This is a genomic window from Aeromonas sp. PrichA-15 (assembly GCF_017939245.1).
GTDB classification, from domain to species: Bacteria; Pseudomonadota; Gammaproteobacteria; order Enterobacterales; family Aeromonadaceae; genus Aeromonas; species Aeromonas caviae.
Genome location: NZ_JAGKRH010000030.1, coordinates 1 through 25,432 on the forward strand (window position 1 = coordinate 1; position 25,432 = coordinate 25,432).

Annotated in this window: 22 protein-coding genes; 10 read left to right on the plus strand and 12 right to left on the minus strand. The window is 59.4% G+C overall.

Annotated elements, in window-relative coordinates; translation table 11 throughout:
- Positions 1 to 663 precede the first annotated feature (663 nt).
- Positions 664 to 1,704 (plus strand): hypothetical protein, encoded by a 1,041-nt coding sequence (locus J9889_RS05550; protein ID WP_210556106.1) that lies wholly within the window; start codon positions 664 to 666, stop codon positions 1,702 to 1,704.
- Between the two features lie 450 nt (positions 1,705 to 2,154).
- Here the strand turns inward: J9889_RS05550 and J9889_RS05555 are convergent, their stop codons facing one another.
- The 3 genes from J9889_RS05555 to J9889_RS05565 all read right to left on the minus strand — a co-directional run bounded on the left by J9889_RS05555 (position 2,155) and on the right by J9889_RS05565 (position 8,264).
- Positions 2,155 to 3,363 (minus strand): tyrosine-type recombinase/integrase, encoded by a 1,209-nt coding sequence (locus J9889_RS05555; protein ID WP_210556107.1) that lies wholly within the window; start codon positions 3,361 to 3,363, stop codon positions 2,155 to 2,157.
- Between the two features lie 615 nt (positions 3,364 to 3,978).
- On the minus strand, positions 3,979 to 7,092 hold the full coding sequence (locus tag J9889_RS05560) for a multidrug efflux RND transporter permease subunit (protein WP_210556108.1): 3,114 nt from the start codon (positions 7,090 to 7,092) through the stop codon (positions 3,979 to 3,981).
- A 14-nt stretch (positions 7,093 to 7,106) separates the two neighbouring features.
- Positions 7,107 to 8,264, minus strand: a complete 1,158-nt coding sequence (locus tag J9889_RS05565; protein WP_160836554.1) for an efflux RND transporter periplasmic adaptor subunit — start codon at positions 8,262 to 8,264, stop codon at positions 7,107 to 7,109.
- Positions 8,265 to 8,419: 155 nt separating this feature from the next.
- Here J9889_RS05565 and J9889_RS05570 point away from each other — a divergent pair, with 155 nt between their 5' ends.
- Together J9889_RS05570 and J9889_RS05575 are read left to right on the plus strand one after the other, a co-directional pair.
- Positions 8,420 to 9,148, plus strand: a complete 729-nt coding sequence (locus J9889_RS05570) for a response regulator (RefSeq protein ID WP_119197810.1) — start codon at positions 8,420 to 8,422, stop codon at positions 9,146 to 9,148.
- Positions 9,145 to 10,224: an ATP-binding protein gene (locus tag J9889_RS05575; RefSeq protein WP_114523164.1), complete on the plus strand. Its 1,080-nt coding sequence runs from the start codon at positions 9,145 to 9,147 to the stop codon at positions 10,222 to 10,224. Before J9889_RS05570 ends, J9889_RS05575 begins: the two co-directional genes overlap by 4 nt.
- 145 nt (positions 10,225 to 10,369) lie before the next feature.
- Here the strand turns inward: J9889_RS05575 and J9889_RS05580 are convergent, their stop codons facing one another.
- The 3 genes from J9889_RS05580 to J9889_RS05590 all read right to left on the minus strand — a co-directional run bounded on the left by J9889_RS05580 (position 10,370) and on the right by J9889_RS05590 (position 13,733).
- The gene (locus J9889_RS05580; protein ID WP_210556109.1) at positions 10,370 to 11,860 is read right to left on the minus strand and encodes a SulP family inorganic anion transporter; all 1,491 of its coding nucleotides are present in this window, start codon (positions 11,858 to 11,860) and stop codon (positions 10,370 to 10,372) included.
- 319 nt (positions 11,861 to 12,179) lie between these two features.
- Complete coding sequence (locus J9889_RS05585) at positions 12,180 to 12,755, minus strand: DJ-1 family glyoxalase III (protein WP_128296725.1); 576 nt, start codon at positions 12,753 to 12,755, stop codon at positions 12,180 to 12,182.
- Between the two features lie 30 nt (positions 12,756 to 12,785).
- Positions 12,786 to 13,733, minus strand: a complete 948-nt coding sequence (locus J9889_RS05590; protein WP_128296724.1) for a 2-dehydropantoate 2-reductase — start codon at positions 13,731 to 13,733, stop codon at positions 12,786 to 12,788.
- A 358-nt stretch (positions 13,734 to 14,091) separates the two neighbouring features.
- On the opposite strand from J9889_RS05590, the gene J9889_RS05595 reads away from it, so the two are divergent.
- On the plus strand, positions 14,092 to 14,574 hold the full coding sequence (locus J9889_RS05595) for a YajQ family cyclic di-GMP-binding protein (protein ID WP_010673357.1): 483 nt from the start codon (positions 14,092 to 14,094) through the stop codon (positions 14,572 to 14,574).
- Between the two features lie 102 nt (positions 14,575 to 14,676).
- Here the strand turns inward: J9889_RS05595 and J9889_RS05600 are convergent, their stop codons facing one another.
- The 6 genes from J9889_RS05600 to J9889_RS05625 form a co-directional block, all read right to left on the minus strand.
- Complete coding sequence (locus tag J9889_RS05600; protein ID WP_041211271.1) at positions 14,677 to 15,519, minus strand: outer membrane protein OmpK; 843 nt, start codon at positions 15,517 to 15,519, stop codon at positions 14,677 to 14,679.
- A gap of 156 nt (positions 15,520 to 15,675) precedes the next feature.
- Positions 15,676 to 16,977 (minus strand): MFS transporter, encoded by a 1,302-nt coding sequence (locus tag J9889_RS05605; RefSeq protein WP_223931931.1) that lies wholly within the window; start codon positions 16,975 to 16,977, stop codon positions 15,676 to 15,678.
- Between the two features lie 187 nt (positions 16,978 to 17,164).
- On the minus strand, positions 17,165 to 17,494 hold the full coding sequence (locus J9889_RS05610; protein WP_103260660.1) for a hypothetical protein: 330 nt from the start codon (positions 17,492 to 17,494) through the stop codon (positions 17,165 to 17,167).
- 114 nt (positions 17,495 to 17,608) lie between these two features.
- Complete coding sequence (locus J9889_RS05615; protein ID WP_113977709.1) at positions 17,609 to 18,160, minus strand: peptidylprolyl isomerase; 552 nt, start codon at positions 18,158 to 18,160, stop codon at positions 17,609 to 17,611.
- 14 nt (positions 18,161 to 18,174) lie between these two features.
- A complete protein-coding gene (locus tag J9889_RS05620) occupies positions 18,175 to 18,747 on the minus strand; it encodes a YajG family lipoprotein (protein ID WP_039040711.1) in 573 nt (190 codons plus the stop codon).
- Positions 18,748 to 18,771: 24 nt separating this feature from the next.
- Complete coding sequence (locus J9889_RS05625; protein ID WP_210556110.1) at positions 18,772 to 19,905, minus strand: methyltransferase; 1,134 nt, start codon at positions 19,903 to 19,905, stop codon at positions 18,772 to 18,774.
- A 207-nt stretch (positions 19,906 to 20,112) separates the two neighbouring features.
- Here J9889_RS05625 and J9889_RS05630 point away from each other — a divergent pair, with 207 nt between their 5' ends.
- The 6 genes from J9889_RS05630 to nqrE all read left to right on the plus strand — a co-directional run bounded on the left by J9889_RS05630 (position 20,113) and on the right by nqrE (position 25,421).
- Positions 20,113 to 20,421 (plus strand): BolA/IbaG family iron-sulfur metabolism protein, encoded by a 309-nt coding sequence (locus J9889_RS05630; RefSeq protein ID WP_010673364.1) that lies wholly within the window; start codon positions 20,113 to 20,115, stop codon positions 20,419 to 20,421.
- A gap of 420 nt (positions 20,422 to 20,841) precedes the next feature.
- Positions 20,842 to 22,185 (plus strand): Na(+)-translocating NADH-quinone reductase subunit A, encoded by a 1,344-nt coding sequence (locus tag J9889_RS05635; RefSeq protein WP_210556111.1) that lies wholly within the window; start codon positions 20,842 to 20,844, stop codon positions 22,183 to 22,185.
- Positions 22,186 to 22,188: 3 nt separating this feature from the next.
- Positions 22,189 to 23,418 (plus strand): NADH:ubiquinone reductase (Na(+)-transporting) subunit B, encoded by a 1,230-nt coding sequence (locus tag J9889_RS05640; RefSeq protein ID WP_010673367.1) that lies wholly within the window; start codon positions 22,189 to 22,191, stop codon positions 23,416 to 23,418.
- A complete protein-coding gene (locus tag J9889_RS05645; RefSeq protein WP_210556112.1) occupies positions 23,408 to 24,196 on the plus strand; it encodes a Na(+)-translocating NADH-quinone reductase subunit C in 789 nt (262 codons plus the stop codon). The genes J9889_RS05640 and J9889_RS05645 overlap by 11 nt, the downstream gene beginning before the upstream one ends.
- Entirely contained in the window at positions 24,189 to 24,821 is a 633-nt protein-coding gene (locus J9889_RS05650) for an NADH:ubiquinone reductase (Na(+)-transporting) subunit D (RefSeq protein WP_005303545.1), read from the plus strand. The genes J9889_RS05645 and J9889_RS05650 overlap by 8 nt, the downstream gene beginning before the upstream one ends.
- Positions 24,822 to 24,824: 3 nt before the next feature.
- Positions 24,825 to 25,421 (plus strand): NADH:ubiquinone reductase (Na(+)-transporting) subunit E, encoded by a 597-nt coding sequence (nqrE, locus tag J9889_RS05655; protein WP_005303538.1) that lies wholly within the window; start codon positions 24,825 to 24,827, stop codon positions 25,419 to 25,421.
- Positions 25,422 to 25,432: the final 11 nt, after the last annotated feature.

The window sequence follows — 25,432 nt, forward strand, 5'->3', positions numbered from 1 at the left end:
CGGTCTTTTGGATAACGTCTTTGATGCGCAGTACTTTGGGGGACGTGTTCATGGTGTTCTCCTGGTAGTTGGGGGTTTCGTTCACCAGAAGGGATTGGGGGTTGAAAAAAACTGGCTTTAAGGAGGGGGTGACTGCGATAGCAAGTTAATGATGGCCTGTCATGTCATAACAAGGCTGTATGATGTTGTAGAGCAAGATTGATTGAGGGCAAGTGGGATGCTACGCGGTGTGTTTTTGAAGGATAACTCATGTGATAGTCAATGTGACTGACATAGGATTGGGCTGTGCAATGTATGGAAACAATCGTCTGCAGAGGCTATGATAAAGCTGCTATCTGTCACCTAGGTGACCATCTCTTTTTTGTTTTTTAATTTATTAATGGGCGGGGTCATTTGAATATAGAACGCAGAGTAATTAATTTTATTTTTCATTGTTTTTTATTTAAATCCAATAAAATAAATGGAGGGTGTGAAAAATACAAGAGAGACGCGGCATATATATCAATAATGTCACCTCTTATTGAAACAAAAGAGTGTGCGGTGCATGATCTTATCTACAGATATCTTATCTATAAGCGGAGATATCCCATATCATCACCCCACCCGCCTCAATTTCAATTGGGCTTTGAGGATGTATGCCACTTTCGACGTGTGAGTGGGAATATGCTTTTCCAGCTTGTTCCTAAAAATAAAGTTAACTCTGCTTTTAGGCTAGAAAATGCTCACACTGATCTAGAAAGACTAGATGTAATTATTCATGATTGGCTTCACATCTCAATTGAACAGATAGAAGATGTTATTGAAATATACAAGCAAAACCTATCCATAGAGGATGTCAAATTATTTTCAAGCACTATCCTTTCTTATTTGTCGAGAGCGCTTGATAGCAAATGTTACACTGTTCAAGGGGTCTTTGAGAAAACCCCATCAATGGATACATTGTCAGTGGTATTCATTAATTTAATGAAGATATCTGAGAGCGATAAAAACCATATGGCGTTACGAAGTAATGTCGTTGCCGAGCGTTTTTTCTCCTTGAGTGAAAAAAACTTGTTGCTGTCTCAAGACAATAAACGTGTTGAAGGAATGCTTCAGATTTTAATAGACGCAATAATTATATCCGCAAGTATTGATGATAAATCAAGGCTTGCTCGTAAAAATGCTATAATGGCAATAATACTTGGTGCTAAGCAGCTAGCATTAACTGTGATCGATGAGCGTTTATCAAACAAGCTAAAAAAATTAGTCTACTCAGATGAACATACCATTGAGCGTTTATCTAAAACTGTTTTTTCACGCATCAAGTCATGCTGGTGGTTTTCTGAGTTAATGGCATCAGCAAAAAACAAGCAGGATAAATTTGTTTACATAAAAGCTCTTCTGAATTCCTTCTTTATGACATATCAGCAGATAGATAGCCTGTTAAATAGTATACAATCTGCCAATAGCACGAAAAAGAATAAAGAACTAAAAAGAGTAGAGCAACTTACTTTTGATGTTCCATCTCTAGTGAAGGAGCGATTTGAAAAATTATACTTGGAAAAATGTAAAGACAATAATAAATTAACTAAGAGGGAGCTTATTTCTGTTCTTATTGATGAAGAATACAGAAAAACCTTTAACAAATCTGAGGAAAATAATTCATGCTTCGGTATAACGTATGATGAAGAGAATGACTTGTATTCTCCCGCGTTGCGAGGTTGACGTCAATCTGAAAGCTAAAAATACATCCAAGCCACAATCTGAAAAACGGTAATTTTTGAAAGTGGACATAGGCCTTTCAAATGGAGTGTATCAGCAGGAAGCCTAGGGCTAACAGTAAAAACCAGGTAGTCTGCTTGGCGTTTAAGTAGAGACGAATATCGGTGTTACGTTAGTGTGAAATATTGATTCCGACCCAGATCACACCTATTCTCTGGACAGACCTCATCAACGAGTGCTGTGAGCAACAGGATACCGCTGGTATGGAGGTCATGCTGCAGACCTATGAAGCAGGATTACGTGATGGCATCACCTTTCCCTGACATGGGGCTAATGGGCATGTGGAGTTTCTGTCATTTATTGCCAGCACCAGCCGCCCTGAACACCAGTGGCTGCTTAGCATATCTGGCTATACGGGCTCATAGAAGGAAGCGGCCATTGGCCGCTTCCTTCTTATTCAACCAGCAAGTCACCAGACACAAACTCAGCCCATGCATCCATCATGGGGCGCCGTTGGTCCAGCAGGTCAGTGCGGTGGTATGCAGCTTCAACCTTGTTCTGCACCGTATGGGCTAACGCTCGTTCAGCGAGATCCCGTGCATAACCCTGCTCGCTGCACCAGTCTCGAAAGCTGGAACGAAAGCCATGAGCAGTTGCCAGACGGCCAGGAGTACAACTCTCCGCCTTGGCCCTTCTTAGAAACATCGTCAGAACTGTGTCTGAGAGCGGTACTTGGTCTCTGGGAGAAGGGAATACCAACACATCATGCAATCCCCTTAACCCCATCAGGATTTCGACAGCACGAAGAGATAACGGAATACGATGTTGTTGCTTGGCCTTCATACGTTCAGCTGGCAGAGTCCAGACCTTTGCCTCCAGATCGACTTCAGACCATCTCATTGCTCGGACTTCACCTGAGCGACATGCTGTCAGAATCAAGAACTCCAGCATAGAGCGGGTGACGTCGTACTGTTGCGTTGTTCTCAGATGTTTTTGCACAAAGGCGGGGATATCACGCCAAGGCATTGCAGGCTGGTGTTCTACCCGTACAGACTTGCTGGGTTGTGCCGGTAGTAAGTGACCCACAACATCCACTGGGTTGGCAGAGGTATAGCCGTGGGCCCATGCCCAAGCCATCACTGCGTGTAGGCGCTGCTTAACACGGCTTGCTGTTTCCGGGATCGTCAGCCATATCGGTTGCAAAACGGAAGCGATATGAGCTGGAGTTATCGCATCAATGGAGATAGCGCCAATGGTAGGAAAGGCATATTGCTCCAATGTGGTGATCCATTGCTTACCATGCTTGGGGTTCTTCCAGCCGGGTAACAAGCTTTCGTAAACCAGTCTGGCAGATGCTTCCAAGGTCGGGATCTTCGGCTTGTTCTGCTCCTGTAATCGGATCTCCAATGGGTCCAAATTATTCGCCAGCTGTTCCCGCATTGCTTGTGCGTCTCGAGCCGCGTCAGCGATAGAGATCTCGGGGTAAGTCCCGAGGCCAGCATTCCGCCGTTTCTTCGTCAGTGGGCTGACATAGCGGAATACCCACTTGCCTTTACCCTTGATGGTAGAAGGGTGTAGCGTTAACCCGGTAATGCCACCATGAGCAAGGGGCTTATCTTCTGGCTTGATGCTACGAGCTTTGGTATCGGTGAGGATTGCCATCAGGTAACCTCCTTGAGAATTGAGTATGCCACACAGTATGCCACCAAGCATACGCAGTGGTAATATCTGATTGGAATGGATTGGACTTGTTTTGCTTATAAGTTGATGATATTAAATGAATTGATGTATTTGCGCGGGCTGAGTTGGACTTGGTTGCGGCGGGCACCTCCTCCGCCATCTATATAGCCCAACTGATTTATTCAGTTGGGCTTTTTCGTATTCGCGTGCTACATGCAGGTGCCATTGAGTGACAACCTGAGCGGGGCTCTCCCACCCGTCAGTTCCTTCAATGGTGGCCAACAAGATGCGGACGAGCACGGCCAGGCTGCCCGTCAGTCCGGTGGATGTCTGGCTCGAACGCCGAGCCTGTCTCTTTCACGGTCTCGATGGCCTCTGTTGTCTGAACGCTGTCATTGTCTGGGCCGTTAGATTGCTGCCGCCAGTGACGATAATCCCGCCTCCCGTGCTCTCCTGCCAGCCCATGCCTTCTCACCTTGGCCGCCACCACAGCGCCCGTGATGACACTGGAAGTGAGGGCTGAGAGCCACTCCCTGCAGCCCCCTGCCGGCATTGCCGAGCGCCAGACATCAGGGGGCAACATCATGACGCTCTCCGCTACGTGGCTCGTCTGGCCCTCCAGGCCTGAATGCGCGCCTGGGTGCCGATGACGAAGACAAAAAAGACCGGCACGAAGAAGATGGCCAGCAGGGTGCCGCTGATCATGCCGCCGAACACGCCGGTGCCGATGGCATGCTGGGTCTCCGCGCTGGCACCGCTGGCAAGCATCAGCGGCACCACACCGAGGGTGAAGGCGAGTGATGTCATCAGGATGGGGCGCAGACGCAGGCGTGCGGCGGTCACCGCAGCGTCAAGCAGCGAGCGCCCTTCGCCATGCAACTGGCGGGCAAACTCCACGATGAGGATGGCGTTCTTGGCCGACAGGCCGATGATGGTGATCATGCCCACCTTGAAGAAGACGTCGTTGGGCATGCCGCGCAGCATCACCGCCGCCACGGCGCCGAGCAGGCCCAGGGGGACCACCAGCATCACGGAGAGCGGAATGGACCAGCTCTCGTAGAGCGCGGCCAGCACCAGGAAGACCACCAGCGCTGACAGCAGCATCAGCAGGGGGGCCTCGGCCGCCGACTGGCGCTCCTGCAGCGACTGTCCCGTCCAGGCCAGGGCGAAGCCTGGCGGCAATTGCGCCACCAGGCGATCCATTTCCGCCATCGCGGCGCCACTGGACACCCCGGGGGCGGCACTCCCGAAGAGACGCACGGCGGGGAAGCCCTCGAAGCGCATCATCTGTTGCGGCGACTGGCGCCAGGTCGGCGTCACCACCTCCCGCAGGGGCACCATGCCGCCGCTGGCATTGCGCACCCGCACGCCGAGTACGTCATCGAGCTGCATGCGCGCCGACGCGTCGGCCTGCAGGATGACCTGCTGCATGTGCCCGCCGTTGGGAAAGTCGTTGATGTAGAGCGATCCCATCGCCGCCGACAGGGTGCTGCTCACGCTGGTGAACGAGAGTCCCATGGCCTCGGCCTTCTGCCGGTTGATCTCGAGGTGAATGCTCTCGCCGGGGGGCAGGCTGTCGAGATAGACATCGCTCACCACTTCGCTTTGGGCCGCCAGTGCCAGCAGTTGCGCCTGGGCGGCCAGCAGCGCGGCCTCCCCCTGGTTGGCCCTGTCTTGCAGGAAGAGCGTGAAACCCGAAGAGGTGCCCAGTTCGTCGATGGCGGGCGGCAGCAGGCTCATCACGGTGCCTTCCTTGCTGTTGGCCATGGCGGCCTGTGCCAGCTCAGCCTCTTCGGCAGCCGTGGCACCATGACGCAGGTCCCACTCTTTGAGCATGGTGAAGGCCATGGCCGCATTGGGGCCGGCGTCGGAGAAGCTGAAGCCTTGCACCACCAGATTGGTGTCGAGCGCCTCGCGAGAGGCCACATGGGCCTCGAACTCCTTGATGACGGCCAGGGTGCGCTCGCTGGTGGCGCCGGTCGGCAGCTGGATGGAGGTCATGAAGTAGCCCTGATCCTCGTCCGGCAGGAAAGAGGAGGGCAACTGGGTGGCGGCGATGGCCAGCACGGCGCAGAGGGCGGCGAAGGTAGCCATCATGCGTCCGCTGCGCCCGACCAGCCGGGTGACCCGAACGTCGTAGCCTGCGGTGAGCCGCTCGACGCCCCGGTTGAAGGCGCCGAAGAAGCCGAGCTTCTCATGGTGACTCGGGCTGACCGGACGCAGCAGGGTGGCGCAGAGCGCTGGCGTCAGGGTCAGGGCGAGGAAGGCGGAAATCAGGATCGACACCGCCATCGACAGGGTGAACTGCTGGTAGATGACCCCCACGGAGCCGCTGCCGAACGCCATGGGGATGAACACCGCCGTGAGCACCAGGGTGATGCCGATCACCGCCCCGGTGATCTCCTTCATGGCCCGCGATGTCGCCTCCCTGGGCGATAGCCCCTGGGTGGCCATCAGGCGCTCGACGTTCTCCACCACCACGATGGCGTCGTCGACGATGATGCCGATGGCCAGCACCATGCCGAACATGGTCAGGGAGTTGATGGAAAAGCCGGCCAGTAGCATCACCGCGAAGGTGCCAAGCAGGGCGATGGGGGCGACGATGGCCGGGATCAGGGTGTAGCGCAGGTTCTGCAGGAAGAGAAACATCACCAGGAACACCAGCACCATGGCTTCCAGCAGGGTGTGGATCACCTTGTCGATGGAGACCTTGACGAAGGGGGCCGAGTCGAACGGGATCGAATAGGCCATGCCCGCCGGCAGGGTGGGGGCAAGCTGGGCAAGACGAGTGCGTACCGCATCGGCGGTGCGCACGGCGTTGGCGCCGGGGGAGAGCTGGATGGCGGCGCTGGTGGCAGCCACCCCGTTCTCGCGGTTGGAAAAGGCGTAGGATTGCGCCCCCAGCTCGACCCGGGCCACGTCACCCAGCACCAGCTTGGCGCCATCGGCACCTGCCCGCAGTACGATGGCGGCGAACGCCTCGGGAGTGGTCAGCTGCCCCTGTACCGTGAGGGGAACCGTCAGTCGCTGGCCAGGCAGGGCGGGTTCGTCGCCGAGGCGCCCCGGTGCAATCTGCACGTTCTGCTGCTCGATGGCCTGCGCCACCTCGCTGATGGTCAACCCGTAGGCGGCGAGCTTGCCCGGATCCACCCAGATGCGCATGGCCTGCTCGGCGCCGAACAGCTGCACTCGCCCCACGCCGTCGATGCGGCGCAGCTCCTGCACGATATTGCGGGCCATGTAGTCGTTCAGCGCGACCTCATCGAAGCGGCCATCCGGTGAAGTCATGCCGACCATCATCAGAAAGCCGGACGAGGCGGACTCCACCTGCAGGCCGGTTTGCCGCACCGCCTGTGGCAAGCGAGGCTCGACCGCCTTGATGCGGTTTTGCACGTCCATCTGGGCCAGCTCCGGATCGGTGCCCGGCTTGAAGGTGGCGGTGATCTGCGCGCTGCCGGAGGCATCTACCGACGACTCGAAGTAGAGCAGGTTCTTCACCCCGGACAGCTCGCGCTCGATAAGGCTCACCACCGCATCGTTCAGGGTCTGCGGCGTGGCGCCCGGATAGGTGGCATAGAGGGTCACCGAAACCGGCGCCACCGAGGGATAGCGGGAGATGGGCAGCTTGGGGATGGCGATGACCCCCGCCAGCACGATGAAGAGGGCGATCACCCAGGCAAACACCGGGCGATGAATGAAAAACTGCGGCATGAAATGTCTCCGATTCAACGGTTACCGGCGTCAGCCTGCTGGCTGACGGCGGGGGATTGCCAGGGATGGGCAATGACTTGCGTCCCCGGGGTCAGGCGGTCGATCCCCTCGATCACCACCCGCTGTCCGGCGTTGAGCCCGGACGCGATGCGGTACTGGCTATTCACCAGTTCAGCGGTGTTGACCGGAACCAGTTGTGCCTGCCCCTGGCCATCCACCACCCACACGCTGGTCTGGCCCGATGTGCGCACCACCGCCTGCTGAGGCACGCTCAGGGCGTTGGCATAGCGGGCACGGGGAATGCGCGCCTGTACGTAGAGGCCGGGCAAGAGCCGCCGCTCCGGGTTGTCCACCAGTACCCGCAGCAGTACGTCACCGGTCCCGGCATCCACCTCGATGCCGGAGAAGAGGATGTGCCCCTGCATGCCGAGCGGCTTGCCGTCGCTGCCGAGGATATCCACCGTCAGTTCCGGTGCCGTCGAGCCAGCCTGCTGGCGCAGGGTGTCGAGCACAGAGGCCGGTTGACGCACATCGACGTAGACCTGATCGATCTGCTGGATCCTGGCCATGGGGGTGGCGTCGGTGGGGGACACCAGGGCCCCTTCACTCACCAGTGCCTGATCGATGCGCCCGGCGATGGGGGCTTCCACGCTGGCAAATTGCAGGTTCAGCTGGTGCCGGGCCAGGGTCGCCCTGGCCTGAGCCACGTCGGCGGCCGCCTGATCACGCTGGGAGACCGCATCGTCATAGGTCTGGCGGCTGATGGCCTCGGTGCGCAGCAGTGGCACCAGACGGTCAATCTGGATACGGGCGCGGGCCAGCACGGCCTCCGCGCGCTGCAATGCGGCGGCGGCGCTGTCGACATCCGCCTTGAAGGGGGCCGGATTTATCTGGAACAGCACGGTGCCTGCGCCGATTTCGGCGCCCTGCTCGAACAGGCGGCGCTGCACGATGCCGCTAATCTGGGCCCGAATTTCGGCGCTTCGCACCGCGGCCACCCGGGCGGGCAGATCCTCGCTGATGACCAGGTCCTGACCTGCCAGCGTCATCACCGACACCTGAGGACGGGTCGGCGCATCTTGCGCTTGCGACGCCCCATCGCAACCTGCCAATCCGAATACGGCAATGACGGCGAGCAGGGTGCCCGCATACCGCTGTTTGACAAACATCATACTCACCTCGTTAAACCGTCTCCCGGGCATGGTGCTGCCGCGAGAGCACATCGAACGGGTATTATGGAGAGGGGCTATTGCGAATGATTCGAGGCTTTGTGGAGAATCCATGGAGGCGGTGATAAAGTTCAAGCCCACCATTTTCGAGTCCGACCATGTCGTATCTTCCTGCTTCCGCCAACCCGGCGGCCCAGTCACTGGTACTGATTGCAGAGGATGAAGCCGAGATAGCCGACATCCTCGCCGCTTACCTGCAACGCCACGGATTGCGCACCCTGCATGCCGTCGATGGCCGCGAAGCCCTGGCCATGCACCAGACATGCAAACCCGATCTCCTGTTGCTGGATGTGCAGATGCCGCAGCTCGATGGCTGGCAGGTGCTCAGCGAGATCCGGGCCCGTGGCGACACGCCGGTGATCATGCTGACCGCCCTGGATCAGGACCTCGACAAGCTGATGGGGCTGCGCATGGGGGCGGATGACTATGTGGTCAAACCCTTCAACCCGGCCGAAGTGGTGGCCCGGGTACAGGCGGTGCTCAGACGCAGCCAGGCTGCGAAGCAGACCATGGCCCGGGTGCTGCGGGTCGGCCCCTTCCAGATCGATCTGGAGAGCCACGAGGCCAGCATTTGCCGCGATGAGGGGCAGCAGGTGCTGGATCTGACCCTTACCGAGTTCAAGTTGCTCGCCTCTCTGATGCGGGCACCCAAGCGGGTGTTCAGCCGCGCCGAACTGCTGACCCACTGCCTGCCGGAGGGGGATACCCAGGAGCGCACGGTGGACAGCCACATCAGCAAGCTGCGCAAGAAGCTGGAGGCACAGGGCATCCAGGGGGTGCCCGCCAGTGTCTGGGGCGTCGGCTATCGCTTCGGGGGTGATGCGTGACATCGGCACCCGGCCTGCGCAGGCAAATCATCCGCTCCCTGGGGCTGATGGCGCTCGGCATCATCTGCCTCGCGGTGATCGGCACCTATGTGTTCTACGCCATTGCCGTGACCTATGTGCCTGGCAGCATCTCTGAGAGCTGGATGCCCTCCAGGGTCGAGATGATCTGGATTGGCTCGACCATTCTCATTGCATTGGGGATGGCGCTGTACGTGGCGGTGCGCCTCTCTCGCCGCATCCTGACTCCGCTCAATTCGGTGGCGAACAGCCTGCGCGAGGTGGCAGAGGGCAAACTCGATGCGCGCGTGCCGCTGGATGAACAGGCGATCGGGGAGACGGCGCAACTGGTGCGGGACTTCAACACCATGGCCGAACGGCTGCAGAGCATGACCCGTGAGCGGGAGTTCTGGAATGCCGCCATCGCCCACGAATTGCGCACCCCGGTGACCATCTTGCGTGGCCGCTTGCAGGGGCTGGCCGAAGGGGTATTTCCGCCAGAACGTGCGCTCTTTGAAGGTTTGTTGCGCCAGGTGGAGGGATTGACCCACCTGATCGAAGACTTGCGGGTACTCAGTCTCAACGACAGCGGCCACCTGGAGCTGCAACGAGAGGCGATCAGGCTGGCCGACGAGCTTGCCGTGGTGCTTGAGGCGTTTGCCACCCCCCTGGCCGCGAGCGGTTTCACTATCAAGCGGGAGCTCGATGCCGAACTCTGGGTCTGTTGCGATGCTCTTCGCATCCGTCAGGCCCTGATGGCGCTGCTGGAAAATGCCCAGAAGCATGGGGTGCCGGGCATGCTGACAGTGCGCCTGCATCGTTCGGGCACCCAGTGCATCCTGAGCGTGGAAGACGAAGGGCCCGGCATCAGCGAGGAGGTCGCCGCCCATATCTTCGAGGCGTTTCGCCGGGGGGATCCGTCACGCTCACGCAAGAGTGGCGGTAGCGGGCTCGGGCTGGCCGTGGTCAAGGCCATTGCCGAGGCTCACGGCGGCAGTGCGGTCTGCCAATCCGGCGGGCGGGGCGGCACCCTGTTCCTGCTTTCCTGGCCCCTCTTGCACCCTGACGGCAGGTCATGACCCCGCATTGCTGCATCGGTTGAGGATGGGAGCGCCGAGGCGCGTGTGTTGACTGTGATCCAACAGCCCAAAAAAGCCCATCTCATGGGGAGAGACGGGCTTTTTTTATGGCTTGCAGGCAGCGCCCTCATGGGGCGCACCGGGATCAATGCTCGGCCAGCAGGGGCTCTCCCTCCTGGCATTTGTCGTGGATGGCAAAGCGATCGACCAGGGTGGCACTGGCGTCGTTCAGGCCGATGACCGCCACCTCTTTCCCCTCACGGCGGAACTTGATGACCACCTTGTCGAGGGCCGTGATGGCGGTGATGTCCCAGAAGTGGGCGTGCGTCAGGTCGATGACCACCTTCTCCACTTCCTCCCTGAAATCGAAACCGGCCAGGAACTGCTCGGCGCTGGCAAAGAAGACCTGGCCCCGCACCAGATAGGTACGCACGGCGCCGCTGCGCTCGCTGTCGCTCTTGACCAGCATGACGCGGGCAACCTTGTGGGCGAAGAAGAGAGAGGCGAGCAGCACCCCCACGAAGACCCCGAGTGCCAGGTTGTGGGTCGCGACCACCACGGCGACGGTGGTCACCATCACCAGGTTGGTGGAGAGGGGGTGGCTCTTCAGGTTGCATACCGACTCCCAGGAAAACGTGCCGATGGAGACCATGATCATCACGGCCACCAGGGCTGCCATGGGGATCTGACGGATCCACTCATCCATGAAGACCACCATCAGGATGAGCAGGGTCCCCGCCACGAAGGTGGAGAGGCGGCCGCGGCCACCGGATTTGATGTTGATGACGGACTGGCCAATCATGGCGCACCCCGCCATGCCTCCCAGCAGACCGGCGCCGATGTTGGCGATCCCCTGACCCTTGCACTCGCGGTTGCGATCGCTTGGGGTGTCGGTCATCTCGTCGACGATGGCTGCCGTCATCATGGACTCGAGCAGTCCCACCACCGCCAGCCCCGCTGAATAGGGGAAGATGATGGCCAGGGTCTCCAGATTGAGGGGCACGTCGGGCCAGAGGAAGACCGGCAGGGTATCGGGCAGCTCGCCCATGTCGCCCACGGTACGGATGTCGATGCCCAGGGTGATGGCCACCGCCGTCAGGATGACGATGCACAGCAGGGGGGAGGGGAGCAGTTTGCCCACCACGGGAACGAGCGGGAACAGATAGATGATGCCAAGCCCGGCCGCGGTCATGGCGTAGACCTGCCAGGTGACGTTGGTGAGTTCGGGCAGCTGGGCCATGAAGATAAGGATGGCCAGGGCGTTGACGAAGCCGGTCACCACGGAGTGGGAGACGAATCGCATCAGGCTGCCGAGCCTGAGGTAGCCCGCCGCTATCTGGAAGAGGCCGGTGAGCAGGGTGGCCGCCAGCAGATACTGCAGGCCATGTTCCTTGACCAGGGTCACCATCAGGAGCGCCATGGCGCCGGTGGCGGCGGAAATCATGCCGGGACGACCGCCGACGAAGGCGATGACCACGGCGATGCAGAAGGAGGCATAGAGGCCGACCTTGGGGTCGACGCCCGCAATGATGGAGAAGGCGATGGCCTCCGGGATCAGCGCCAGGGCGACGACGATGCCTGACAGCAGATCGCCCCGTATGTTGGAGAACCACTCTTGTCTTGCACGTTCCAGCATGGGGATTTTCTCGCTCGTTGAGGATCCATGGCCACAGGCCCGCAAATCAGGGGGAATGGCGGGGATCACAGGATTGGACTGGCTGTTGATGGTCGGGTAAACCGGCCGGTCGGCATAACCGGAGTCAGGCGGCAGAGGCCGCACAGGGCAGGGTCAGGGCGGCGTGACGGCCACCCCAGAGCACATAACAGGCATAAGGGGCGCATGTTAACAGTCGGTGCCAGGCCGTGGAAGCCCGGATTGTTTTATCTAGCACAAGAGCAGCCAACATAGACCAAGCAAGGGGGCTCTGTCGCTTTCATCGGAGTGCCCGATGTGGTTATGGCGATAGCGAGGGGGGCAACACCATGGGACCGGCCACCGTACGGGCGGCCTCGTCACCGCGCAGTACCCGTACTATCTCGAGAGCGAACTCGATAGCGGTACCCGGGCCCTGGCTGGTGATCAGGCGATGGGCTTCATCGGTCACTACCCTTGCCGTGCTCAATTGTGTCGCGGGCAGACGGGCCTGAAAGCCCGGGTGGCAGGTGATGCTCGCATCCCCCAGCAAGCCGTGATGGTGCAGTACCACGGCGGGTGCGGCGCAGATGGCGGCGCGCCAGCGGCCGAGGTCTGCCTGCTCCCGTAGCAGGTCGATGGCGAGGGGGGTGTCGCGGATCACTTCGCTGCCGGGCAGACCGCCCGGCACGACCATGGCATCGAAGTCACGGGTGGTCAGCTCGTCGAGATGGCAATCCGCCACCAGTTGCACCCCGCGAGAGGCTCGGATCTGGCGCGCTCCAGTGGGGCAGCAGGAGGCCAGCACCACATCGATGCCACCCCGAACCAGGGTATCGACGATGGCAACCGTCTCTATCTCTTCCGACCCGGGGGCCACCAGTACCAGTACGTTCATCTTGCACTCCTTGCTTGCCAGCTGCTCTGCTCAGCGCTTCTCTTTGACGGCCTGATAGAGGCCCTGATTGACCGGCACCGCGATACCGTGAAGGGCGGCCTTGCCCAGCAGGAAGCCGGTGATGGCCTCTATCTCGGTCTCGCGGCCCTGTTCCATGTCCTGATACATGGAAGAGTAATTGTCGGCGGTGAGCTCCACCACCATCATGACGCGGCGCAGCAGCTCTTCGCCGCCGGTGGGTTGACCTTCGGCCCGCATGACGTCAGCCACTTCCACGCAGATTTGCTGCAGGGCATCGGCAAAACGCGGACCGGCCAATTCGCCGTTCTTGAGCTTGTAGAGCGCGGTGAGGGGATTGATGGCACAGTTGACGGCGAGTTTCTGCCACTGGCGTGTCAGGATCTGCTCATCCCAACCGGCCTGACCCAGGGCGCTGGCCAGCTCGTCGGCGAGGTGGGCATGGGCACGGGCCGCTTCGTTGATTGGGCCCAACCAGGTCTCCCCCTTGCCGGTGTGGCGGAACACGAAGTGGCCGCTCTGCATGGCGCCATGGCTGGTGACGCCGGCGATCACCGGATTGTCGGGGAAGAGTGCAACCACCTGATCGGCGATCCCCATGCCGTTGTGCAGCAGCACGATGGGCACTCCTGCCGCCAGTTGCCCGACCAGAGGAGTGAGGGCCGATATCACCTGCCCCGCTTTGGTCATCACCAGCAGGCGTTTGATGCAGCCCGGCTTGTCGATGAAGGCGCGTTCGATGGCCAGGAGCTGGGTATGCCCCTCAAGGGAGGTAAAGTCGACGCCGGGGTGCAAGGTGGCACGATGGCGCTCGCGCAGCAGGAGGCGGGTTGCTTGGCCGCTTTGGGTCAACAGGGAGGCGAAGACGCCGCCCAGGGCGCCGCAGCCCAGCAAGGTCCACTCGGGAGAGACAGGGTGACGGCGTGTTTTCAGGTTGTTGTCGCGTAATCCGCTTGGCATGAAGAGGCTCGATCATGGGAAGGGCTGCCATCCTGTCAACCGCCAACCCGGGATAAGGGAAGATGTCGCTTGGTGAATACCTGGAACCGGTGCATGAGCTGGTTGCCGGGTCGTGCTCAAGGTTCATGCGCAGCCAGGGAGCCTCATGTATGCATGACCATACGGGGGCCTGGGCTGCACTTCACCGAGTGTCGGACCTCTCGCGACTGCTCCTGAACGGGTTCTAACGGGTCTCACCATTCCTGTGCGCAGGGGATTCTAGCAGAGCAATCCCATCGAAATCAGCAAATTTGCCCGTTTTCTGGTAGATTTGCCCACCTGTCAGCACAACCTGAAGTACAGCATGAGGAGCCCGGCTATGCCGTCATTCGATATTGTCTCTGAAGTCAAAATGAACGAGGTGTTGAACGCCGTTGATAACGCCAACCGTGAACTGGCGACCCGTTTCGATTTTCGTGGTGTGGAAGCCAGCTTCGAATTGAACAAGGAAGAAGTGAAGCTGGAAGCCGATGCCGATTTCCAGCTCAAGCAGATGGTCGAGATCCTGCGCGGCGCCCTGCTCAAGCGCCAGATCGAGAACAGTTCCATGGATGTGGGTGACAGCGTCCACTCCGGCAAGCGTTTCCACCTGACCGTGAAGTTCAAGCAGGGGATCGACAAGGAAGTGGCCAAGAAGCTGGTGAAGCTCATCAAGGATTCCAAGATCAAGGTGCAGGCTGCCATCCAGGGCGACGAGGTGCGGGTCACCGGCAAGAAGCGCGACGATCTGCAAGAGACCATGGCCTTGGTGCGTGGCGCCGAACTGGGCCAGCCGATGCAGTTCCAGAACTTCCGCGACTGATGGCGAACGGGGAGGGCGCGGCTCTCCCCCCACTGCCAGCATGAGGGCATAAAAAAACCGGAGCAGCTGCTCCGGTTTTTTGTATCCGTGTGACGAGTTCGATTAGAACTTGTAGGTCACGGAGAAGTAGTGGCTGAAGCCAGAGCTCTTCCACGGGGTACCGTCGTAGGCGGTGGAACCGTCTTTGGTGCCGTAGGCATCCATGAAGTACTTCAGGCCGTAACCGACGGCGTAGCGGTCGGAGTGCCAGTAGATACCGTGGAAGGTAGCCAGGTTGTCGCTGGTACGGTCAGCACGGTTGTGGGTGTCCAAGTCGAAGGCGTAGTCCAGGTAACCCTGATAGGAGACGAAGCTGCCGTTGCTGAAGGTGTAGAAAGGCTTGAACCAGTTCATGGCGAACCAGTAACCGTTCCACTCACCCTCTTCTTCGGTGAAGAACTGGTTTTCGGTGGCGTGACGAGCATACAGGTTCATGCCCACTTTGCCGAACCAAGGCACTTGTACATCAGCACCCAGACCGATCATGTTTTCCATCTGGTTGTCGCCGATGTTGTTCAGAGAGGCGATGTAAACCTCTTGCACCGGACCGAAGGAGAGATCTTTACCAGTCAGCGCATCCAGAGACATACGCGGCGCAAACTTCATGAACAGGTTCTGACCCTTGTGCTTGTCGCTGTGACGGGAGTCGAAGATATCGAAGACGTCGACGTAACCGTACAGGTCAAACAGGCCGGAGCGACCACCGAATTCCATTTCGAAGTAGGTGTCGTTGTAATCTTCAGCACCTGCAGTGAAAGGACGTTGGTCGATGGTGTGCATCACGTTGAACTGCATCCACTTGTAGTCGTTCTTGTGGATGTCGCCGCTGTAGTCGGCAGCGAAGGCCGGAGTGGCGGAGGCAGCCAGCAGACCGGCAGCGATCAGAGTCTTGGTAAATTTGGCCATTTTATTGGTCTCTTGTGCGTTAGTTGAGGTTTTCCGTAGCCTGCCCACAAGGAGCGGGAGGGATTCTAGCCAAATAAATTCAACGGATAAACAAGCACCAGGGAACTTTGTCAGGATTTGTGAATCTAATCACCCCCTAAAATGCGCAAACGCTTGCTATTTGTGCGTTTGTGGTGACAAGGTGCTGCCTCGTTTGGCAACCATGATGATCAGGATCATCACCGGAATGCCGAGCAGACTGGTGCCGATGAAGAAGTGGCTGTAGCCGATCTGCTCCACCACGCGACCGGAAAACCCCGCCAGCAACTTGGGCAGCAACAGCATGATGGAGCTGAACAGGGCGTACTGGGTGGCGGAGAAGGCGACGTTGGTAAGACTTGAGAGATAGGTCACAAACGCAGCCGTCGCTATGCCGGCGCTGAGGTTGTCCAGCGAGATGATCAGGGTCAGCAGCTCCAGGTTGTGGCCCACTTCGTTGAGGAGAGCGAACAGCAGGTTGGTGCTGGCGGTCAGCACGGCGCCGAGGAACAGGATGCGCAGGGTACCAAAGCGCATCACCAGCACGCCTCCGAGTGCGGCCCCCACCAGCGTCATGATGACGCCATAGACCTTGGTGATGGTGGCCACTTCCGTCTTGCTGAACTGCAGATCCACATAGAAGCTGTTGGACATCACCCCCATCACCACGTCCGAGATGCGATAGCAGGCGATAAGCCCCAGGATCAGCAGGGCCGAGGAGCCGTAGCGGCGGAAGAAGTCGGCGAAGGGACACCAGATGGCCTCGTAGGTCCAGGCCCCCAGCCCGGCCAGCGTGGGGGACCAACCCCGTGCCAGCAGGGTGGCCTTGTGCGCCATCTGCTGCTCGTCCTGACTCTTGAGATCGATCTGCGGCTCGTGACTCATCAGGGTGGTGAGGATGCCAAGAGACATCAGCCCTCCCATCAGCAGATAGGTGAGCTGCCAGCCGCGATAGTCATAGCCGCTGTTGCTGCCGAGCCAGGCCGCCAGCGCCAGTGCCCCCGCTCCCGCCATGATCATGGCGAGTCGATACCCCGTCATATAGGAAGCGGCCATGGCCGCCTGCAGCCGCTCGGGAGCAGATTCGATGCGATAGGCGTCGATGACGATGTCCTGGGTGGCAGAGGAGAAGGCCACCAGCAGGGCGAAGAGGGCCAGCTGGGCGAGCTGGGTCTTGGGATCGCAATAGGCCATCCCCACCAGGGAGAGGGCGATCAGCACCTGGGAGAACAGCATCCAGCTGCGTCGCCGCCCAAGCAGCCGTGACAGCAGGGGCAGGGGCAGCCGATCCACTAGAGGCGACCACAGCCACTTGAAACCGTAGGCCAGCGCTACCCAGCTCATGTAGCCGATGTCGGTCAGGCTGACATCCGCCTCGCGCAGCCAGAACGAGAGGGTGCCAAAGACCAGCAGCAAAGGCAGGCCGGAGGAGAATCCCATGGCAAACAGGATGAGCACCCGCGCTTCCAGATAGACGGCGAGGGCATCTCGCCAGCGGGTGGCGCGGCCCGGTGTGTGGCTGGGCGGGCGGAGATTGTTCAACTGCCTGACTCCTCTGGGAAAAGGGGGTCATTTTGTCAGGTTCGGCAGGCGTAGCCAAGGCAAGCCGAGGGATGGGCGGCAGGTTTCAGGGGCGCGAGCCGATGCAGTGGTGCGGGCAGGGGCCCTCGTCGGCGAGAAAATTGGCGCAGGCCATGAGTTGCAGACGCAGCGCATCATCACAGAGGAGGTGCTGCTCATCCCACAGGTGCAGGCTGTGAAGCAGATGCCAGAACACTCCTTCCTGTGCGTTGGCGGGGGTTTTGTCCATGGGGATCACACAGAGCGCCTGCCAATGGGAGAGGAGTTGCCAGCTCAAGTCCTCCAGCTGCTGATAGGGAATCTTGCGTGCCAGAAAATGGCGGACCGCCTGGGCCAGCGGGCCGGCGTGTTGGGTTATGTAATCATGACAGGTCACCGGCTCCTCCTTCTGGTTCTGCTCCCCGATGCGTGGCACACATCGGGGAGCAGAGTATAGAAAAAGAGACCGGTGACCCGTTCAGGGACGCGGTGGAATGTGATCCGGGCCGCGTTATTTGTCCGCGAGCAGCACCATTTTCTTCAGGATGATGGGGCTGGTGGGGACGTCGTTGGCACGCAGGATGGAGCTGTAGCCGGTCTGGACCTGGGCCAGTTTGTCCAGCACCTCCATCCCCTTCACGACCTGGCCGAACACGGTGTAACCGGCGCCGGCATTGGCGTTGAGGTTGTCGTTGTCCACCAGATTGAAATAGAACTGGCGAGTGGCGCTGTCGACCGCCTGGGTGCGGGCCATGGCGATGGTGCCGCGCTTGTTGGGCAGGCCGCCTCTGGACTCGTTGACCACGGGATCGAAGGTCGGCAGGGGCTGGAACTGCTGGTTGTAGCCCCCACCCTGCACCACGAAGTTCTGGATCACCCGGTGGAACAGGCTACCGTCATAGCTGCCGTCTGCCACGTAGCGCAGGAAGTTCTTCACGGTCTGGGGCGCCTGTTTGGGGGCCAGCTCCACGACGATGGTGCCATGGTTGGTCTCCATCTGGACTTTTTGACCGGCAAAAGCCAGGGGGGCGATCAGGGTGACCAGTAACCAGAGTTTCTTCATTTATATGTCCTCGCTCAGCTCGGCTGGCCCTTGAGATAACCGCGCAGCGCCTCGTCGGCCATGATCTGCTGCAGCACGCTGCCCAGCTGCTGGTTCAGGGTGGATTCCAGATCGGCCATGCTCGGCTCACCCGGGCCCTCCTTGCTGGAGGACATGTTGAACTGCTTGGTCAGCTTGCTGCCCTGGAAGTCGGCAATCACCTGCAGGCTGACGCGGGACTTGGTGACATAGGTGAAGGTCTTCTCTTCCACGGTGACGGCGGCAGTGGAGATGGCCAGCGTCAGGTTGGTGGTGCCGCTGTTGCCCACTTCCAGGCCCTGGCTGCGCAGCCCTTCCGCCAGTTTTTCAGCCAGCAGGCTGTTGAGAGGCTGACTGCTGTTCACCAGCACAGGAGCCTTCTCTTTCTTCTTGATGGAGAAGACATAGGCGGCTTCACGCTTGTCCACCCCTTCCATGGTGATGCGGTTGCCGGAGTAGTACTGCTGGTTGGAGGGGATGACTTGCGGGTTGAGCAGGGCGCTCTCGGGCCAGTGAGTAGCACAACCGCCCAATACCAGAGCGGCCAGCAGCAAGAGTGACTTTTTCATCATGGGTTTCCTTTAGCTTTATCTTTAGCGTTTGATGGCTTTCAAAATAACGAATTTGCTGTTCGACGCAACGACTTGTGCGTTGCCAAACAGGCGCTTGAGTTTGTTGTGATAGTCCAGATGACGGTTGCCTACTATCCAGAGTTCGCCCCCCTGAGGCAACACCCGGTGGGCATCGCTGAACATCTGCCAGGCGATGTGATCGGTGATCGCCTGCAACTGATGGAAGGGGGGATTGCAGAGGATCCTGTCCGCTGCCCCGACGGGAACGTCATCGAGACAGTTGTTGACCATGAAGTGGGCACGGGGCAGGGCATCGGGCAGGTTGTGCTCGACGTTGAGCCGTGCGGACGCCACCGCCATCCGGGATTCGTCGATGAAGGTCACCTCCACCTCGCTGTCCCGCGCGAGCAGGGAGAGCCCGAGCACGCCGTTGCCACAGCCCAGATCGATCACTCTGCGGGCACTGTTGATGGGCAGGTTGTCCAGCATGAAGCGGGCGCCGATATCCAGGCTGGTGCGCGAGAACACGTTGGCATGGTTGTGGATGAGCATGTCGGTGCCTTCCAGCGGCCAGACGGTCGTGAAGGGACTGGTCAGGGACGGGCGCTCGGCGGCCGGGGTGCAATGAATGAGGCGTGCCTTCTTCCAGGCGAGCGAGGTGCGGGTCTCCCCCAGATACTTTTCGAACAGCTTGAGGGTGGAGGTGTGGATGTCCTTGGCCTTGCCGGCAGCAATGATGCGGGTCGCAGGGGTCACGACCCCGCGCAGGGCAAGCAGTTGCTGCTCCAGCAGCGCCTGATACTTGGAGACCTTGATCACCACCAGGGCGGGGGCATCGGGCAGGGGGGCCAGGGCATCCTGCAGGGTTATTGCGTGGGGATCCAGCCCGTTTTCCGCCAGGTTGGCCAGGGTGGCCCGCTCGCTGATGTGGGAGTCGGTCACGCAGACGGGGGCGTGGGCATGCAGGTAGCCTGCCAGGGCACCGAAGCCGTCGTTCATGATGATGACGGGGCCGTCAGGTGCCTGCTGCGATTCGGCAAGGTGGCTTATCAGGTACTCGTCCGCCGCATCCCAGGCCTGCAGGGGATCCTGGCTCTGCCGCGGGTAACGATACAGGGTCAGGCGGCAGTGGGCCGTGTCGAGCAGGGTTTGCATAGGCAAGAGTCCAACGTGTGATTGATGAATGGCGACCGTCTGCCCCGTGTTGCCCGGCAGCGGTGAAAGTGGCGCTATTCTAGCGGCGGCGGAGAAATTCACCAGTCCGGTGCGGCGAGAGCGAGCGGATCCTTCGTACCTGATGCATCGGGCGCACAACCCTGGCTACAATGGCCGGATATTCAACGAGGAGTCCTTACCGTGAGCATGCAACAACAGATAGAGGCCAAGCTGGCCGCCGCGCTCTCCCCGAGCCACCTGGAAGTGATCAATGAGAGCTACATGCACAGGGTGGCACCGGGCTCCGAAAGCCACTTCAAGGTAGTCGTGGTGAGCCAGGCGTTTGAGGGACAGCGTTTGCTGGGTCGCCATCGTCAGGTGAACGGGGTGCTGGCCGACGAGTTGGCGGGAGCCATTCATGCATTGGCGTTGCATACCTATACCGAATCCGAGTGGCAGGCCAGGGAGCAGGCGCCAAAGACGCCGGGTTGCGTCAGCAAATCCCCCTTTGCGTGAGCCGTTGGACCTTCTGATGGCGCCTTCCTCGGGCCATTAACAGCGCTATCACGAATGGTGTGCCGCCAGGGATGAGGGGGAGGAGCATTATTTTTTCTAATCCTTTTTCTTGTGCCTGAAGAATACCTCTATATGGTTAGTTTTGCGAAAAGTCCTTTAAAACCACGGTTTGCAAGGACGTGCGCGAAATATTCAGTGAAGGTTAATTTTGTGATAGGGCGGGGATTTTCCCCATTTGGCGTGGCGGCTAACTCGCCTAAGGTGGTAAACTCAGGCGCTTTTGAATGATCCTGTATGTTGCTGATTTGTTTATTTCTTCGACAGCTTTCCGCGATGTTGACGGGCTCATTCAACAACTCGTCGTGATGTATTTCTCGGCGCTAACCAACCTGTCTTCCCTTAACGGTAGTGCAAGTGAGTATGATTACAATTAAAAGAGGACTGGACATCCCCGTGCTGGGTGCTCCGGAGCAAGTAATCTACGATGGCCCGGCCATCACCCGTGTTGCTACACTCGGCGAAGAGTTCGTGGGGATGCGTCCTACTATGTTTGTCAAAGTAGGTGATCGCGTCATTAAAGGTCAGGAGCTCTTCGAAGATAAGAAGAATCCCGGCGTTAAATTCACGGCCCCTGCCACCGGTGTGGTTTCTGAGATCAACCGTGGTGCCAAGCGTGTTCTCCAGTCCGTCGTCATCGACATCGATGGGTCCGACGAGCAGGTGACCTTTGAGCATTTTGCCTCCGCCGAGCTGGCACAGCTCGAGCGCAGCAAGGTGCAGGAGATCCTGGTCGCATCAGGCCAATGGACCGCGCTGCGTACCCGCCCGTTCAGCAAGGTGCCGGCCGTGGGCTCCACCCCGCGCGCCATCTTCGTCACCGCCATGGACACCAACCCGCTGGCCGCCAGTGCGGAGCTGATCATCAAGGAACAGGCCCAGACCTTCCTCGACGGTCTGGCCGTGCTGACCCGCCTGACCGATGGTACCGTCCACGTCTGCAAGGGCGAAGCCAGCCTGCCGCACTCCTCCCTGGCCCAGGTCAAGGAAGCCGTGTTCGTCGGTCCGCATCCCGCCGGTCTGCCGGGCACCCACATCCACTTCCTGGATCCGGTCGGTGCCAACAAGGTGCAGTGGCACATCAACTATCAGGACGTGATCGCTTACGGCAAGCTGTTCACCACCGGCCAGATCTTTACCGACAAGGTGATCTCCCTGGCTGGCCCGAACGTCATCAAGCCGCGTCTGCTGCGTACCCGTCTGGGTGCCAGCCTCAGCCAGCTGACCAACAACGAGCTGCGTGCGGACGAAAACCGCATCATCTCCGGTTCCCTGCTGAGCGGTGCCAAGGCCGAAGGGGTCCATGACTACCTGGGTCGCTTCCACAACCAGGTGAGCGTGCTGGGCGAAGGCCGTGAGAAAGAGTTCATGGGCTGGGTCAAACCCAGTGCCAACAAGTTCTCCATCACCCGTACCACCCTCTCTCACCTGATGAAGGGCAAACTCATCAACTTCACTACCACCACCAACGGTAGTGATCGCTCCATGGTGCCTATCGGCAACTATGAGCGTGTGATGCCGCTCGACATCCTGCCGACCCTGCTGCTGCGGGATCTGATCTCCGGTGATACCGACAGCGCGCAGGCGCTCGGCTGCCTGGAGCTGGATGAGGAAGATTTGGCGCTCTGTACCTTCGTCTGCCCCGGCAAGACAGAGTACGGCCCCGTCTTGCGTGAGTGCCTGACCAAGATCGAACTGGAAGGTTAAGCGATGAGTTTCAAGCAACTTCTTGAAAATATGGAACATCACTTCGAGCCGGGTGGCAAGTACGCAAAGTACTATGCCTTGTTCGAAGCGGCGTACACCCTGTTTTATACCCCGGGTTCCGTGACCCGCAATGCCGCCCATGTCCGTGATGCGATCGATCTGAAGCGCATGATGATCATGGTGTGGCTGGCTGTGTTCCCGGCCATGTTCTGGGGCATGTACAACGTCGGCAACCAGTCTATCGCCGCTATCGCCCACATGGGCAGCGCGGCCGGTGCCGATTCCTGGCAATACGCCCTGGCCACCCTGTTCGGTGCCTCGCTGGATCCGGCCGTCGCCGGCATCGGCAGCAAGATGCTGATCGGTGCGGCGCACTTCTTCCCGATCTACATCACCGTCTTCATCGTCGGTGGTTTCTGGGAAGTGTTGTTCGCCATGGTGCGCAAGCACGAGATCAACGAAGGCTTCTTCGTGACCTCCATCCTGTTCGCCCTGATCGTGCCGCCCGAGCTGCCCCTGTGGCAAGCTGCCCTGGGTATCACCTTCGGTGTGGTGCTGGCCAAGGAAGTGTTCGGTGGTACCGGCAAAAACTTCCTGAACCCGGCGCTGGCGGGTCGTGCCTTCCTGTTCTTCGCCTACCCGGGTCAAATCTCCGGTGATGCGGTCTGGGTTGCCGTTGACGGCTTCTCCGGCGCAACCGCACTGAGCCAGTGGGCCCAGGGCGGCCAGATGGCGCTGATCAACGGTGCCACCGGTGAAGCCATCAGCTGGATGGACGCCTTCCTTGGCAACCTGCCCGGTTCCATCGGTGAAGTTTCCACCCTGATGATCCTCATCGGCGCAGCCATGATCGTCTACATGCGCATCGCCTCCTGGCGCATCATCGCCGGCGTCATGGTGGGCATGGTCGCGACCTCCCTGCTGTTCAACGTCATCGGTTCCGATACCAACCCCATGTTCAGCATGCCGTGGCACTGGCACCTGGTGCTGGGTGGCTTCGCGTTCGGCATGGCCTTCATGGCGACCGACCCCGTCTCCGCTGCCTTCACCAACAAGGGCAAGTGGTGGTATGGCGCCCTGATCGGCGTGATGGTGGTGCTGATCCGGGTAGTTAACCCTGCATTCCCGGAAGGCATGATGCTGGCCATTCTGTTCGCCAACCTGTTTGCCCCCTTGTTTGACCATTTCGTGGCACAGGCGAACATCAAGCGGAGGATCGCACGTGGCGTTTAATAAAGACTCTACTACCGGCACTCTCGCCGTAGTGACCGGTCTGTGTCTGGTCTGCTCCATCGTGGTCTCCGTGGCTGCCGTGGGTCTGCGTCCGGCCCAGCTGGAAAACAAGGCACTGGACAAGCAAAGCAACATCCTGTCCGTCGCCGGCGTCGACATCAGCGCCGTGGCCAAGCGTGATCTGGCCCAGCTCTATGGCGACAAGATTGAAGCGCGTCTGGTGGATCTGACCAGCGGTGAGTTCGTTGACGGCGACGCCGACAACTTCGACACCAAGGTTGCCGCCAAGGATCCGGCCAAGAGCATCCGTCTGGCCCCGGCCGACGACAAGGCCGGCCTGCGTCAGATCTCCAAGCTGGTTCCCGTGTTCTTCGCGAAAGATTCCGAAGGCAAGGTCGACAACATCATCCTGCCGATCTACGGCCAGGGTCTGTGGTCCACCATGTATGCCTTCGTAGCGGTCGCGGCCGACGGTCAGACCATCAAGGGCATCACCTACTATGACCACGGTGAAACCCCGGGTCTGGGTGGCGAGATCGAGAACCCGGCCTGGCGCGAACTGTTCGTCGGCAAGAAGCTGTTCGACCAGAACGGTCAGCCTGCGCTGCGGGTGATCAAGGGCCATGCTCCGGCTGGTTCCGAGCATGAAATCGACGGCCTGTCTGGTGCAACCCTGACCGGTAATGGTGTACAGCACACCTTCGACTTCTGGATGGGCCCCAAGGGCTTCGGTCCCTTCCTGGCCAAGGTACGTGCAGGAGAAATCAACAATGGCTGACAAGAGCGAAATGAAAAAGTTGCTGTTGACGCCTGTGCTCGGCAACAACCCCATCGCACTGCAGGTGCTGGGTGTCTGTTCCGCGCTGGCCGTTACCAGCCAGATGAAGACGGCGTTCGTGATGACGCTGGCCGTTACCGCGGTCACCGCCTTCTCCAACCTGTTCATCTCCCTGATCCGCAACCAGATCCCGAACAGCGTGCGGATCATCGCCCAGATGGCGGTGATTGCCTCGCTGGTTATCGTGGTTGACCAGGTGCTCAAGGCGTATGCCTATGACATCTCCAAGCAACTGTCGGTGTTTGTCGGCCTCATCATCACCAACTGTATCGTGATGGGTCGTGCCGAAGCCTACGCCATGAAGAGTGCCCCGCTGCCCTCCTTCCTGGACGGTATCGGCAACGGTCTGGGTTATGGCGCCGTGCTGCTGACCGTGGCCACCGTGCGCGAGATCCTGGGTTCCGGCACCTGGTTCGGCATCGAGCTGCTGCCGCTGGTGAACAATGGTGGCTGGTATGTGCCCAACGGCCTGCTGCTGCTGCCGCCGAGTGCGTTCTTCATCATTGGTCTGATCATCTGGGGCGTGCGCACCAAGGATCCCAAGCAGGTGGAGGCGAAGGATTAAGGTATGGAACACTATATCAGTCTGTTGATTCGCTCGATCTTCATCGAGAACCTGGCGCTCTCCTTCTTCCTGGGGATGTGTACCTTCCTGGCGGTGTCCAAGAAGGTCAAGACCGCCATGGGTCTGGGGATTGCCGTTATCGTGGTTCAGACCGTTGCCGTCCCGGCCAACAACCTGATCTACAACTACGTGCTCAAAGACGGTGCCTTGGTATCCGGTCTGGATCTGAGCTTCCTGAGCTTCATCACCTTCATCGGGGTGATCGCGGCCCTGGTGCAGATCCTGGAGATGGCGCTGGACAAGTACTTCCCGGCCCTCTACAACGCCCTCGGTATCTTCCTGCCGCTCATCACCGTGAACTGCGCCATCTTCGGCGGCGTCTCCTTCATGGTGCAGCGTGACTACAACTTCGTTGAGTCCGTGGTCTATGGCGTGGGTTCGGGTGCAGGCTGGATGCTGGCTATCGTCGCGATGGCAGGGATCCGCGAGAAGATGAAATATTCCGATGTTCCGGAAGGCCTGCGTGGCCTTGGCATCACCTTCATCACCGCGGGTCTGATGGCGCTGGGCTTCATGTCCTTCTCTGGTATTTCCCTGTAATCGGAAAGGAA